Below are 12190 nucleotides of genomic sequence, written 5' to 3'. Positions count from 1 at the left end.
ATGAGCAGTCTGATACCGATCCGTTTTCAGGAGTTTGACCTGGAGGCTATGGCGCAGGCCGGAGGGCGCGTCGCCATCATCATTCCGGATGACGGTAAGATGGGCCCGGCAGCCCGCAAGGCGAACCGTCTGACAAAGGGCGGGTTGGCGCGGCTTGTTGAAAGCGAGAGTTTCAGAAAGTCCAAGACAGGTGATGTCATCTCGATGGCATGGCCCGCCGGAATGGCGGCTGAGGCGCTGGATGTTCTGGTTCTGCCACGTCGCCCCGAGGCCGCCGAAGCCCGCAAGGCAGGTGCGGCGCTGGCTAAGCTGGCAGGCGGCAAGGACATGCTGGTGATGGTGGGCAATCAGGCGCGGGCCGAGGATCTGGCACTGGGGATTGTTCTGCGCAGCTATGAATTCGACGCGCATAAAACCAAGGAAAGCCAGAAGGCCGGTACAGTGACAATCAGCCACGCAAAGCCTGCAGAGATCGAGGCAGATTTTGCACCTCTCTATGCAATTGCTGATGGCGTTCGGATGACGCGCGATCTGACCAATGAACCGGCAAATGTTTTGACCACTACCGAATTCGCGGACCGTCTGGTTGAGATGCAGGAGCTGGGTCTTGAGGTCGAAGTGCTGGACGAAGACAAGCTGGCCGAGTTGGGAATGCGCACATTGCTAAGCGTCGGGCAGGGCTCGGACAGCCCTTCGAAAGTGGTGGTGATGCAGTGGAATGGCGGGGCCAAGGACGACGCGCCTCTGGCTTTGGTCGGAAAAGGCGTAGTGTTCGACACGGGTGGTATCTCGCTCAAACCAGCTGCTGGCATGGAAGAGATGACCATGGACATGGGCGGAGCCGGAGTTGTTGCGGGCGCCATGCGCGCGCTGGCCAAGCGCAAGGCAAAAGCCAATGTCGTGGGGCTGGTTGGTCTGGTCGAAAATATGCCCTCGGGTAACGCCACCCGTCCGGGTGATGTGGTCAGGTCTATGAAAGGTGATACGGTCGAGATTATCAACACTGACGCCGAGGGCCGCCTGGTTCTGTGTGACGTGATGTGGTACGCGCAGGAACGGTTCAAGCCGGTCGGCATGATCGACTTGGCAACTTTGACCGGTGCGATCATTATCGGGTTGGGCCATGAGAATGCTGGTGTCTTTTCGAACAATGACACATTCTGCGATGCCTTTCTGAAATCAGCCAAGGCCGAGGATGAAGGCGCCTGGCGGATGCCATTGGGCGATGCCTATGACAAATTGCTGAAATCGCGCATTGCCGACATGAAAAACGTGGGCGGTCGTCCCGCGGGTTCAGTCACCGCCGCGCAATTCCTGCAGCGTTTCGTGAAAGAGGAAACGCCGTGGATTCACCTGGATATTGCGGGGGTCGCCTCGGTTGCCGACGAGACATCTTATGCGCCCAAAGGCGCCACCGGCTGGGGCGTACGCGCACTGAGCCGGTTTGTGCAGGACAATTTCGAGTAGGCATATGGGCGCTGTCTATTTCTACCACCTGACCCGCCAGCCGCTGGAGCACACCTTGCCTGCGCTGCTGGACAAGGCGCGGCAAGCCGGGTGGCGGATAGCCGTGCGGGGTACTGACCCTGCACGGATGGACTGGCTGGATGAAAAACTTTGGCTGGGACCCGAGGACGGGTTCGTGCCCCATGGTCGCGCAGGCGGTCCGCATGACGCGGACCAGCCGATCCTGCTGACCACCAGCGCCGTGGCGGGAAATGGCGCGACCTGCATCATGGCCGTGGATGGAGCGCCGGTCGAGGCGGAAGAAGTCGCCGCGCTGGAACGGGTTTGTATCCTGTTCGATGGCAATGACGACATGGCTGTACAACACGCGCGCGGGCAGTGGAAAGCGCTGACGGATGCCGGATGTTCCGCACAATACTGGTCGGAGGAGTCCGGGCGGTGGGAGAAAAAGGCCGAAGCCTGACCGGCCCGCAATTTTCAGGAGATACGACGATGCAGAAGAAGCCTTTGGGCCGTACCGGAATTATGGTGAGCGATCTGTGCCTTGGCACGATGACATTTGGCTCTCAAACATCTGAAACGGATGCGCACCGGCAGATGGATATGGCGCTGGACGCGGGGATCAACTTTGTCGACGCGGCCGAAATGTACCCGGTGAACCCTGTCGCGAAGGAAACGATCGGGCGCACCGAAGAGATTTTGGGAAACTGGAATGCCGCCAATCCTACCCGCCGGGGTGATTATGTTCTGGCGACCAAGCATTCCGGCGCGGGGCTGTCCTTTGTCCGTGATGGTGCGCCGATCACCGCCCGCACCATACCCGAAGCGATTGAGGGGTCTTTGCGACGATTGCAGACCGGGTACATCGACCTCTACCAGTTCCACTGGCCCAATCGGGGCAGCTATATGTTTCGGCAGAATTGGGATTATGCGCCGTCTGGCGAATACACAGACGAAGTGCTGAGCAACATGCAGGAATGCCTTGAGGCACTGCAGGCTCAGGTGGACAAGGGCAATATCCGTGCCTTTGGCCTGTCGAATGAAAGTGCTTGGGGAACCGCGCAATGGCTGCGGCTGGCCGAACAGATGGGGGCGCCGCGTGTGGCATCTGTGCAGAACGAATATTCATTGCTGTGCCGCCATTTCGACACCGACCTGGGTGAGTTGAGTGTGCATGAAGATGTTGGGCTGATGGCGTTTTCCCCTTTGGCAGCAGGATTTTTGACCGGAAAGTACCAAAACGACTGCGTGCCCGACGGATCGCGTATGTCATTTGTGCCAGAGATGGGCGGCCGGAAATCCGGTCGTGTTTTCGAGGCGGTTGCAGCTTATCTGGACATCGCCGCGCGGCATGGTCTGGATCCGGTGCATATGGCGCTGGCGTGGTGCCGGACGCGCCCTTTCATGATGTCGGCAATCTTCGGGGCCACGACCGTCGCGCAGCTGGATCATCTTCTGGCGGGCGTGGATCTAGAATTATCCAAGGATGTGTTGGCCGAGATCGGCAGGGCGCATCGGGCGCACCCGATGCCGTTTTAGGGGCTCTGGCCCCGTCGCCTTTGGCGACGCCCCCGGGATATTTTTGGCCAGATGAAGGGGGATCCGGTCAGTGATGGGTGGGATGCGCGCGTTCGTGTCTCAGGTCGCGGGCCGATTGACCGTGGGCGGTGCGGAAAGCGCGGGCAAAGCTGGATTGTGAGGCGAAGCCGGTGGCGAGTGCCACATCCATCAATGGCATGTCGGTGTCGGTGACCAGACGGCGGGCCTCGGCCAGGCGCAGTTGCAGATAGTGGTCCTGCGGCGTGGTGTTCAGGCGCAGGCGGAACTGTTGTTGCAGCGTCCGCGGGCTGGTGCCCAGGCGGTCTGCGATAAAGGCCAGCGGCAGGGGATCATCCAGTGACGCCTGCATCATCGAGTTGGCCTTGGCCGTCAGCGCTGTGTGGCGATGTGGCGCGCCTGTGCGGCTTTGCGGTTTTCCGGGGTCCGGAGCGCCATCGTAAAGGAACAGGCCTGCAACGCGCGCGGCGAAACTTGCGCCGTGACGGGCGGCGATGATGTGCAGCATCATTTCTACAGCCGGAATTGCGCCACCCGAAGTCAGGCGGTTGCCGGAAACGGTGAAGCGATCGGTGCGCACATCAACTTCGGGAAACCGAGTGGCAAAATTTTCGAGGTCTTCCCAATGGGTTGTTGCCAGATGGCCATCCAGTAGCCCGGCCTCGGCCAGGAGCCACGGGCCGCCATCAATGCCTGCCATCGTTGCGCCTGTGCCCGCGATGCGCCGCAGACCAGCCAGCAGGCTGGGGGTGGCGTGGCGGGCCAGTTGGAAACCGGCGACCACGATCATCAGGTCGCAGGATTGCAACCGGGCCAGTGGGATACCGGGCACTTGCAACGCACTGGTAAGCACCGCGGGTTCTGGCGTCGCGGTCACATAGTCCCAGTCAAAGGCCGGGCGGTCCGCCAGACGGTTCGCGGCCCGCATCGGGTCCACCGCAGAGGCAAAGCTGAGCGTGTTGCATTCGTCCAGTACAAGCACCGCAGTTTTTAGGGCGCGGTGTTCCGGTTGCAGTATGTTTTTTGCGGATTTCATCAAGTTTGATTCGCATATTGCCAAGTGGGTTTCCCAAAGCTGCGCCAGAGTCGGGTCAGAACGCAAATCGGAATCCGGGGAAAAGCCTGGGGAAAACCCAAGGCAGAACCGGGTATAACTTGGGGAAAACACCATGCCTCTGGAAATGAACCGCGAAGTCTTCATTACCTGTGCCGTAACCGGCTCGGGCGGAACGCAGGACCGCAGTCCGCATGTGCCGCGGTCACCGCGGCAGATCGCCGACAGCGCGATTGCCGCCGCCAAGGCCGGGGCGGCAGTGGTTCACTGCCACGTGCGTGACCCTGAGACCGGCGTGCCAAGCCGCCGGCTGGATCTGTATCGCGAGGTAACGGACCGCATCCGCGACGCTGATGTGGACGTCGTATTGAATCTGACGGCCGGGATGGGCGGCGATATCGTGTTCGGCGGTGTTGAAAACCCGTTTCCAGTGGCCGCGGGCACGGACATGGTCGGAGCATCGGAACGCGTGGCGCATATTGCCGAATGTTTGCCCGAAATTTGTACCCTGGACTGCGGCACAATGAACTTTGCCGAGGCCGATTATGTTATGACGAATACGCCCGGGGCATTGCGCGCCATGGGCAAGATGATGACCGATCTGGGTGTCAAGCCCGAGATCGAAGCCTTTGACACTGGTCACCTGTGGTTTGCAAAGCAACTGGTGAAGGAAGGGATTCTGGCACCCAACGCTCTGGTCCAGCTTTGCATGGGGGTACCGTGGGGCGCGCCGGATGATCTGAATACTTTTATGGCGATGGTGAACAACGTGCCGGATGACTGGACCTTCAGCGCGTTTTCGCTGGGACGGAACGAGATGCCGTTTGTCGCGGCTTCGGTTCTGGCGGGCGGCAATGTGCGCGTTGGGCTTGAGGACAACCTGTGGCTGGATAAGGGCGTAATGGCCGAGAACTGGCAACTGGTGGAACGTGCGGGATCCATCATCGAGAATATGGGCGCGCGCGTGATCGGCCCTGACGAAGTCCGTGCGAAGCTGGGGCTGACCAAGCAGGCACCTGTTGCAAAATAATGGACACGCGGGTTTTTGGGGGCCAGCCCCCCAAGCCCCCGGAGTATTTCTAAAAAGATGAAACATGAGCAGCCAGTAGGTGGGGAATCATGAAAACGGCGGCAATTATTGGGGGCGGAGTTATCGGCGGCGGATGGGCTGCGCGGTTCCTGCTCAATGGCTGGGATGTGCGGGTGTTTGACCCTGATCCCGAGGCGGAACGCAAGATTGGCGAGGTGTTGGACAACGCAAGACGGTCCTTGCCGGGGCTGAGTGACGTTCCGTTGCCAGCCGAGGGTGCGCTGAGCTTTCACAGCGACATGGCCGAAGCGGTTAAGGGTGCGCGTTGGATACAGGAGAGCGTGCCGGAGCGTCTGGATCTGAAACTGAAGGTTTACAAAGGCTTGCAGGAGGCTTGCGATCCGGGCGCGATCATTGGATCCTCGACCAGCGGGTTCAAGCCGTCCGAACTTCAGGACGGAGCGCTGCGCCCCGAGCAGATCGTGGTGACGCACCCCTTCAACCCGGTTTACCTGCTGCCTTTGATCGAGCTTGTACCAACGGACAAGAACCCGCCCGAGATGATCAAACAGGCCCAGGACCTGTTGAAATCGCTTGGGTTCTTCCCGTTGCATGTCCGGAAAGAGATCGATGCGCATATCGCCGACCGGTTCCTGGAAGCTGTCTGGCGCGAGGCGCTTTGGCTGGTCAAGGATGGCATCGCGACAACCGAAGAAATTGACGAGGCCATCCGAATGGGTTTCGGCATCCGCTGGGCGCAGATGGGTCTGTTCGAAACCTACCGCGTGGCCGGGGGCGAGGCGGGGATGCGGCATTTCATGGCGCAGTTCGGGCCTGCCTTGAAATGGCCTTGGACCAAGTTGATGGATGTTCCCGAGTTCACTGACGAACTGGTCGATTTGATCGCCAATCAATCTGACGCACAATCCGGGATGCATTCGATCCGAGAGCTGGAGCGCATTCGCGATAACAACCTTGTCGGTATGATGCGGGCCCTCAAGGCGCAGAATTACGGCGCGGGTGCGGTGCTGAACCAACATGATGCACGGTTGAAACCCGGAGCGCTGCCGACGCTGGATCAAGCGGACCTGAGCCAGCCCATCCTGACCCTGTCGCGGGCTGTTCCTCTGGACTGGACGGATTACAACGGCCACATGAACGAAGCGAAATATCTGGAGGCCTTTGCCGCTGCCACCGATCGGTTCATGGAAATCATCGGATGCGATGCGGACTACATCGCTTCGGGTGGCAGCTATTTCACGGCGGAGAACCATATTCGTTATGTAGATGAAGCTCATGCTGGTGCAAAAATCGACGTGCGCACGCAGATGCTGTTGGGGCAAGGCAAGAAACTGCACGTGTTCCACAGCATGTACGAGGGCGAGAAGCTGCTGGCCACGGGCGAAAGTTTTCTGCTGCATGTCAGTCTGGAAACCCGTCGCCCCAGCCCGCCATCTGCTGAAATTGAGGCAGCTATGACGCGGGTTGCCAAGGCTCAGGCCGGGTTGCCTTACCCCGAAGGCGCAGGCGCGGCGATCAGGAAGCCTTCATGACGCGCCGGGTTTTGGTGACGGCTGGCGCGTCAGGCGTCGGCCGGGCCATGGCCGAGGCGTTTGACGCTGTTGGCTATGACGTCCGAGTTACTGATATCGATCAGGCGGCGTTGGATACTTTGCCCGATCATTGGACCGGGCACCGAGCGGATGTTGCGGACGAGGCTGACATGCGCGCGGTATTTAACGCCATCAGGTCGACGGGCGGGTTGGATGTGCTCTGCGCCAATGCCGGTATTGCCGGCCCGACAAATGCTATTGAGGATATTGATCTGGACGCGTGGCGTGCTTGTGTCGCGGTCAATCTGGACGGTGCTTTTCTGGCGGCAAAACATGCAGCGCCGCTGATGAAATCGGCGCGGGCGGGCAGTATCATTCTGACCTCGTCGACAGCCGGGCAGTATGGCTACCCGTTCCGTGCACCCTATGCGTCGGCAAAATGGGCCGTCATTGGGTTGATGAAGACGCTGGCCATGGAGTTGGGTCCCTATGGCATTCGTGCCAATGCCATTTGTCCGGGCGCAGTTGAAGGCCCTCGGATGGAAGGCGTCCTGACCCGTGAAGCCGCAGCCAAGGGCATGACCCGTGAAGAGGTCTATCAGGGCTATGCCTCTGGCACCTCTATGGGGCGCTTCGTCGAAGCGCAGGATGTCGCCGATATGGCAGTATTCCTTGCCTCGGATGCGGCACGTCTGGTTTCAGGTCAGGTGATCGCGGTGGATGGTCACACGGTCAACCCGGACCCGAAACTGTAACTCAGCCTTGGTTTGGACCACGGATCTGGCGGATGGTCCGACGGACCGCCTGCCAGTCCTGGGCCTCTTGCCGATTCCCGGCAGCTTCGCAGTCGCGCATTTTTTTCGCGGCTTCGGCCTCGGCTTGGTCTCCATGGGCGGCAAAAAGTGCACGTGCGTATTGAGCGGTTTGAATTGCGTCCATTCCTGTGCTCCTCCGTCTGTGTTCGGAATGCCTTATGGTTCGCGCCATAGTAAAATAGCACAGGTTGAGCGCTGCTGCATCACCCGTCGCGGGAAACCGCCGTTCTGCGGCAACGCAGGTGGTTCGGAAAATCCCGGGCGGCCACTTCGGCCTCACGTACCAGCGTGTCGAAATGGCGTGAGAATGTCTCGATCCGATCCCGGTCGCGGAAGGCCATGTAGTGACTTCCCGCGTAGAATACACAGAGTAGCGGGCCGAAAATCGTTACCGGTGCCGAATAAAGCCGTTTTGCGTCAAACAGATAGATGCGCATCCGCGGATAGAGCTGTTCGCACAGCGCCAACAGGTGATCGATCTGTTCCAGCCGAACCTCTGGGCTGAGATCTTGATAATACCCGGTGCCGTTTGCAAAGCTTTCGATTTCGAATAACGGCATGGCGATCTCATAGTCCGACTGGGCGCTGCGCATCCAAGTCAGACGATCCGCCGACGCGCCGATGGCTTGATCAGCGGTCCGGCCCAGATGCGGGGCGTATTCCCATTCCAGTATCGCACGCGTCTTGAGCATGTCGGGCAAGGTGGCCGGGACATAGCGGATTTTGTACCCGGCGGCCTCCTGATGCCACTCGAAGATACGTTCATCGACAAGGGCGCGGGGGGCCTCGGTAAAGGTCAGCGAGCTTGCCAGAAGCTCAGCCGCGCTTTCCGGCCTGTCGGAAAGGCTCAGCAACCAGTCGGCCGATACACCAAGCGCCGCTGCGCATCCGCCAACAACATGTGCGTTGGGCAACCGAGCACCATTATCTGTCAGCAATTGGGAAACGGTCGAGCGGTCAACGCCAATATAGCGCGCAAGGGCACTTTGGCTGACATGGCGCTCTTCCATCGCGCGGGCTAGGCGGAGACGAAACTGGGAGGCGCGATCGCGCTTGTCGATATTTCCCTGCATGTCATGATTTTTATCACTGTTGTTGAATTTTGTTAATCATATTCAGAATTTCCAATACTGGGGTCCGGATGTAACGCTTTTGAGTAAGAAAAAGGAACGGGGTTCGGAATGGAAACGCGGCGAAGATCAGTCGTGAAAGCAATCGTTTGGAATGCGATGGGGTTGGCGATCATGACAATGGTGGGCTTGTTGGCAACAGGCTCGGCCGCTGTAGGAGGGGCGCTGGCGTTGGTGAACACGGCCATCGGCCTGACGATGTACGTGATTTACGAAAGAATCTGGGCGAACATTTCGTGGGGACGAAATGGCTGATCCCACTGCACCCAAATCACCCGAATGGGGCACGTTATTCCTGATTGTCTTGTGTTATGCGGCATGGCTTGCCGGTTTGTTTTGGTTGGCGCTTGCATCCTTGTGGTTGGCAGTCCCGGCTCTGGGTGTCGTTGCGGCTCTGCATTCGTCACTGACGCATGAAGCCCTGCATGGGCACCCCTTTCGTGCCAAATGGCTGAACGAGACGTTGATGGCACTGCCGTTGACATTGGCCATTCCGTATAGCCGCTTTCGGGACCTGCATCTGGCGCATCATCAGGATGCCACCCTGACGGACCCTTATGACGACCCGGAATCGAATTATCTGGACCCGCATATCTGGTCGGGATTGCCGCGGCTGGCGCAGATGATCTTGAGCCTGAACAACACGCTGTTGGGGCGGATGGTGTTGGGTCCTGCTCTTGGTCAGGTTCTGTTTATGCGGGACGAATGGCGTGGATTTATGCGCGGGGACAAGGCGATCCTGCTAGGATGGGCTTTGCATTTGCCCGGTGCGGCGGCGGTGCTGTGGGTGGTTGCGCAATCGGCCATGCCGGCCTGGGCCTATCTGATCGCAGCCTATCTGGGGTTGTCGCTTTTGAAGATCCGCACGTTTCTTGAACATCGTGCACATGAAAAATCCCGTGCCCGCACGGTGATCATCGAAGATAGCGGACCTTTGGCTTTTCTTTTTCTGAACAATAACCTGCACGTCGTTCATCATATGAATCCGGCCGCTCCTTGGTATCGCCTACCTGCATTGTACCGGGACGGAAAGGACAGGTACTTGGCTTGCAATGAGGCTTATGTTTACCGGTCCTATACACAGATCTTCCGGCAGTATTTCGTTCGCGCAAAAGACCCTGTGCCACATCCTCTCTGGCCAAAGCCTTGATTTAACGACACAACGGGTGGCATGAGTCTCTGGATTCCTGTCACCATAGCCGCCGCCAGTTTTCAGACTGTGCGTTTCATGCTGCAAAAGTCCCTGGCCAGCGTGAAGCTGTCTGCTGCAGGTGCAACTTTTGCGCGGTTTGCCTATTCTATGCCGTTGGCCGTTATCGGGCTATGTGTTGCGTTGCAGATAACTGGGGCGAGCATGCCTCGGCTCAGCAGTTTGTTCTGGCTTTACGCGGTCATCGGCGGGACAGCGCAAATCCTTGCTACGATCTGCGTGGTGGCGCTGTTCAAACAACGCAATTTTGCCGTTGGAATTACCTTCAAGAAAACCGAAGTGATCCAGACCGCGATTGTTGGCTTTTTGATCCTGGGGGACAGTGTATCGCGCGGCGCATTGTTCGCGATCCTGTTGGGGTTGATGGCTGTGCTTTTGTTGTCAAAAACACCCGGAGGGGACGGACCCTGGTGGCGCCATCTGACCAATCGGGCTTCGCAATTGGGGCTTGGATCAGGTGTTTTGTTTGCGTTTTCCGCCGTCAGCTATCGTGGGGCTTCACTGCAACTGGGCGATATCGATGCGTGGTTCCGGGCGCTGGTAACACTGGCAGCGGTGGTGACATTCCAGTTTACCAGCATGGGAATATGGCTGCTGTGGCGCGACCGCGCAGAACTGCACGCAGTCTGGCAGACGCGGAATACCGGAGTGTTCGTCGGCCTGACCAGCCTCGGTGGCTCGTTTTGCTGGTTCTGGGCCTTCACCTTGCAGAATGCGGCTTACGTCAAAGCTCTGGGGCAGGTAGAGTTGATCTTTAGCCTCATGGCTTCGATCCTATTCTTCCGAGAAACGATCACCCGGCGCGAGATCGCCGGGATGATGTTGCTTGGGTTCTCGATTTTAGCGCTTGTGCTGGCAATCTAGCTGGCGCGACGTTCGTCAAAGCTAAGCGCGATGAAGCTGGGCAGGTGATCTCCCATGCCCACGACGGCCTGGCCGGTGCCTTCCTTGCGCCCACGACTGTGCCCCTTCGGCTCACGATATTTTTTACCTTCTTTCATGCTTTCGGGGGCCTTGGCCTTCTTCTCGGGCTTCGGCTGTTCGGGCTTGGGCTCTTCCTGAACCGGGTTGTCTATGCGCGGGATGTCTTTCTGGATCAGCTTTTCGATCGCAACCAGTGCTTTTTCGTCGCGTCCCGAGCAGATTGTGATGGCCTTGCCTTCGCGCCCGGCGCGACCGGTGCGGCCAATGCGGTGCACATAATCCTCGGGGTGGCTGGGGACGTCGAAGTTGAACACATGGCTGACAGCCGGAACATCCAGACCGCGTGCCGCCACGTCTGAGGCGACCAGCAGGCGCAAGGACCCGTCACGGAATCCATCCAATGTTTTCATCCGCTGCGACTGGTCCAGATCGCCATGGATGGCGGCGGCGTCGTAACCGTATTTCTTCAGCGACTTGGCGCAGATATCCACATCTGTCTTGCGGTTGCAGAAGATGATCGCGTTGGTGCATTTGTCACCTTCGGCATCGATCAGCGCGCGCAGAAGGCCGCGCTTGTTGCTGGCCTCGCGGTCACGGCGCCCACCTTTGAACATGACGACGCTCTGTTCGATGGTTTCGGATGCGGTGGCCTGGCGGGCCACTTCGATCCGGGCAGGGGCCGACAGGAACGTATCGGTGATCCGCTCGATCTCGGATGCCATTGTCGCTGAGAAGAACAGGGTCTGCCGGGTGAATGGTGTCAGTGAGAAGATGCGCTCGATATCGGGGATGAACCCCATATCCAGCATCCGGTCCGCCTCATCCACCACCATGATCTGAACACCGGTCAGCAACAGTTTGCCGCGCTCGAAATGATCCAGAAGACGGCCCGGCGTGGCGATCAGTACGTCGACGCCCCGGTCGATCAGGGCATCCTGTTCCTTGAAGCTGACGCCGCCGATCAACAGTGCTTTGGTCAGTTTCAGGTGCTTGGTGTAGGTGTCGAAGTTCTCCGCTACCTGCGCTGCCAGCTCACGCGTGGGGCATAAAACCAACGAACGTGGCATACGTGCACGTGCGCGACCGCGGGCCAACAGTGTGATCATCGGCAGAACAAAGCTGGCGGTTTTGCCAGTACCAGTCTGGGCAATGCCCAAAACATCGCGCCCTTCCAATGCGGGTGGAATCGCACCTGCCTGGATCGGAGTTGGGGTTTCGTATCCGGCTTCCTCAATGGCTTTGAGGACCTTCGGGTTCAGGTTCAGTTCGTTAAATTTTGTCATGTAAGTCCGGTTTAATGCGGACACTTGACCTGGCCCGCGCGTATAAGATGTGCCGGGCCCGGATGGCCATGCCCGTGATGCGGCATATCGGCTTGGACGCGGACATAACAAATACGTGGGTCGGGGTCAAATGAAGACCGCAGCATCTTGGTTTGATTGAAACAGGT

General features: G+C 58.9%; 13 protein-coding genes. 9 read left to right on the top strand and 4 right to left on the bottom strand.

The features are described from left to right. The 3 genes from ACR0NZ_RS05105 to ACR0NZ_RS05095 are packed head-to-tail and all read left to right on the top strand — an operon-like array spanning position 1 to position 3006. Positions 1–1467: a leucyl aminopeptidase gene (locus tag ACR0NZ_RS05105; protein WP_480517317.1), complete on the top strand. Its 1467-nt coding sequence runs from the start codon at positions 1–3 to the stop codon at positions 1465–1467. 4 nt (positions 1468–1471) lie between these two features. Continuing rightward, the gene (locus ACR0NZ_RS05100; RefSeq protein WP_480493034.1) at positions 1472–1930 is read left to right on the top strand and encodes a DNA polymerase III subunit chi; all 459 of its coding nucleotides are present in this window, start codon (positions 1472–1474) and stop codon (positions 1928–1930) included. A gap of 29 nt (positions 1931–1959) precedes the next feature. Then, on the top strand, positions 1960–3006 hold the full coding sequence (locus ACR0NZ_RS05095) for an aldo/keto reductase (protein ID WP_480517316.1): 1047 nt from the start codon (positions 1960–1962) through the stop codon (positions 3004–3006). Positions 3007–3073: 67 nt separating this feature from the next. Here the strand turns inward: ACR0NZ_RS05095 and ACR0NZ_RS05090 are convergent, their stop codons facing one another. Beyond that, complete coding sequence (locus ACR0NZ_RS05090) at positions 3074–4060, bottom strand: GlxA family transcriptional regulator (RefSeq protein ID WP_480517314.1); 987 nt, start codon at positions 4058–4060, stop codon at positions 3074–3076. Positions 4061–4193: 133 nt separating this feature from the next. Here ACR0NZ_RS05090 and bcoG point away from each other — a divergent pair, with 133 nt between their 5' ends. From bcoG to ACR0NZ_RS05075, 3 genes are all read left to right on the top strand, one after another. Continuing rightward, the gene (gene bcoG / locus ACR0NZ_RS05085) at positions 4194–5108 is read left to right on the top strand and encodes a 3-dehydrocarnitine:acetyl-CoA trimethylamine transferase BcoG (RefSeq protein ID WP_480517312.1); all 915 of its coding nucleotides are present in this window, start codon (positions 4194–4196) and stop codon (positions 5106–5108) included. Positions 5109–5194: 86 nt separating this feature from the next. Next, entirely contained in the window at positions 5195–6661 is a 1467-nt protein-coding gene (locus tag ACR0NZ_RS05080) for a carnitine 3-dehydrogenase (protein ID WP_480517758.1), read from the top strand. Next, positions 6658–7416, top strand: coding sequence for an SDR family oxidoreductase (locus ACR0NZ_RS05075; RefSeq protein ID WP_480517311.1), 759 nt, complete (start codon positions 6658–6660; stop codon positions 7414–7416). Before ACR0NZ_RS05080 ends, ACR0NZ_RS05075 begins: the two co-directional genes overlap by 4 nt. A gap of 1 nt (position 7417) precedes the next feature. Here the strand turns inward: ACR0NZ_RS05075 and ACR0NZ_RS05070 are convergent, their stop codons facing one another. Both ACR0NZ_RS05070 and ACR0NZ_RS05065 read right to left on the bottom strand, forming a co-directional pair. Further along, on the bottom strand, positions 7418–7600 hold the full coding sequence (locus ACR0NZ_RS05070) for a hypothetical protein (RefSeq protein WP_480493037.1): 183 nt from the start codon (positions 7598–7600) through the stop codon (positions 7418–7420). Positions 7601–7679: 79 nt separating this feature from the next. Further along, positions 7680–8549, bottom strand: a complete 870-nt coding sequence (locus tag ACR0NZ_RS05065) for a helix-turn-helix domain-containing protein (protein WP_480517310.1) — start codon at positions 8547–8549, stop codon at positions 7680–7682. 108 nt (positions 8550–8657) lie between these two features. Here ACR0NZ_RS05065 and ACR0NZ_RS05060 point away from each other — a divergent pair, with 108 nt between their 5' ends. From ACR0NZ_RS05060 to ACR0NZ_RS05050, 3 genes are read left to right on the top strand one after another with little or no spacing between them, the layout of a single operon-like run. After that, positions 8658–8861 (top strand): DUF2061 domain-containing protein, encoded by a 204-nt coding sequence (locus ACR0NZ_RS05060; protein WP_267366130.1) that lies wholly within the window; start codon positions 8658–8660, stop codon positions 8859–8861. Beyond that, a complete protein-coding gene (locus ACR0NZ_RS05055) occupies positions 8854–9756 on the top strand; it encodes a fatty acid desaturase (RefSeq protein ID WP_480517309.1) in 903 nt (300 codons plus the stop codon). Before ACR0NZ_RS05060 ends, ACR0NZ_RS05055 begins: the two co-directional genes overlap by 8 nt. A gap of 21 nt (positions 9757–9777) precedes the next feature. After that, positions 9778–10680: an EamA family transporter gene (locus tag ACR0NZ_RS05050; RefSeq protein ID WP_480517307.1), complete on the top strand. Its 903-nt coding sequence runs from the start codon at positions 9778–9780 to the stop codon at positions 10678–10680. Here ACR0NZ_RS05050 and ACR0NZ_RS05045 read toward each other — a convergent pair. Further along, complete coding sequence (locus tag ACR0NZ_RS05045) at positions 10677–12023, bottom strand: DEAD/DEAH box helicase (protein WP_480517305.1); 1347 nt, start codon at positions 12021–12023, stop codon at positions 10677–10679. The genes ACR0NZ_RS05050 and ACR0NZ_RS05045 overlap by 4 nt on opposite strands. Positions 12024–12190 lie beyond the last annotated feature (167 nt).

It is taken from the genome of Ruegeria sp. AE3 (assembly GCF_056542225.1).
This window is presented reverse-complemented; position numbering and strand designations above follow the sequence as displayed.

Coding starts and splice junctions, on each gene's coding strand:
- ACR0NZ_RS05105 (WP_480517317.1), top strand. CDS start 1: ATGAGCAGTCTGATACCGATCCGTTTTCAGGAGTTTGACCTGGAGGCT.
- ACR0NZ_RS05100 (WP_480493034.1), top strand. CDS start 1,472: ATGGGCGCTGTCTATTTCTACCACCTGACCCGCCAGCCGCTGGAGCAC.
- ACR0NZ_RS05095 (WP_480517316.1), top strand. CDS start 1,960: ATGCAGAAGAAGCCTTTGGGCCGTACCGGAATTATGGTGAGCGATCTG.
- ACR0NZ_RS05090 (WP_480517314.1), bottom strand. CDS start 4,060: ATGAAATCCGCAAAAAACATACTGCAACCGGAACACCGCGCCCTAAAA.
- bcoG (WP_480517312.1), top strand. CDS start 4,194: ATGCCTCTGGAAATGAACCGCGAAGTCTTCATTACCTGTGCCGTAACC.
- ACR0NZ_RS05075 (WP_480517311.1), top strand. CDS start 6,658: ATGACGCGCCGGGTTTTGGTGACGGCTGGCGCGTCAGGCGTCGGCCGG.
- ACR0NZ_RS05070 (WP_480493037.1), bottom strand. CDS start 7,600: ATGGACGCAATTCAAACCGCTCAATACGCACGTGCACTTTTTGCCGCC.
- ACR0NZ_RS05065 (WP_480517310.1), bottom strand. CDS start 8,549: ATGCAGGGAAATATCGACAAGCGCGATCGCGCCTCCCAGTTTCGTCTC.
- ACR0NZ_RS05060 (WP_267366130.1), top strand. CDS start 8,658: ATGGAAACGCGGCGAAGATCAGTCGTGAAAGCAATCGTTTGGAATGCG.
- ACR0NZ_RS05055 (WP_480517309.1), top strand. CDS start 8,854: ATGGCTGATCCCACTGCACCCAAATCACCCGAATGGGGCACGTTATTC.
- ACR0NZ_RS05050 (WP_480517307.1), top strand. CDS start 9,778: ATGAGTCTCTGGATTCCTGTCACCATAGCCGCCGCCAGTTTTCAGACT.
- ACR0NZ_RS05045 (WP_480517305.1), bottom strand. CDS start 12,023: ATGACAAAATTTAACGAACTGAACCTGAACCCGAAGGTCCTCAAAGCC.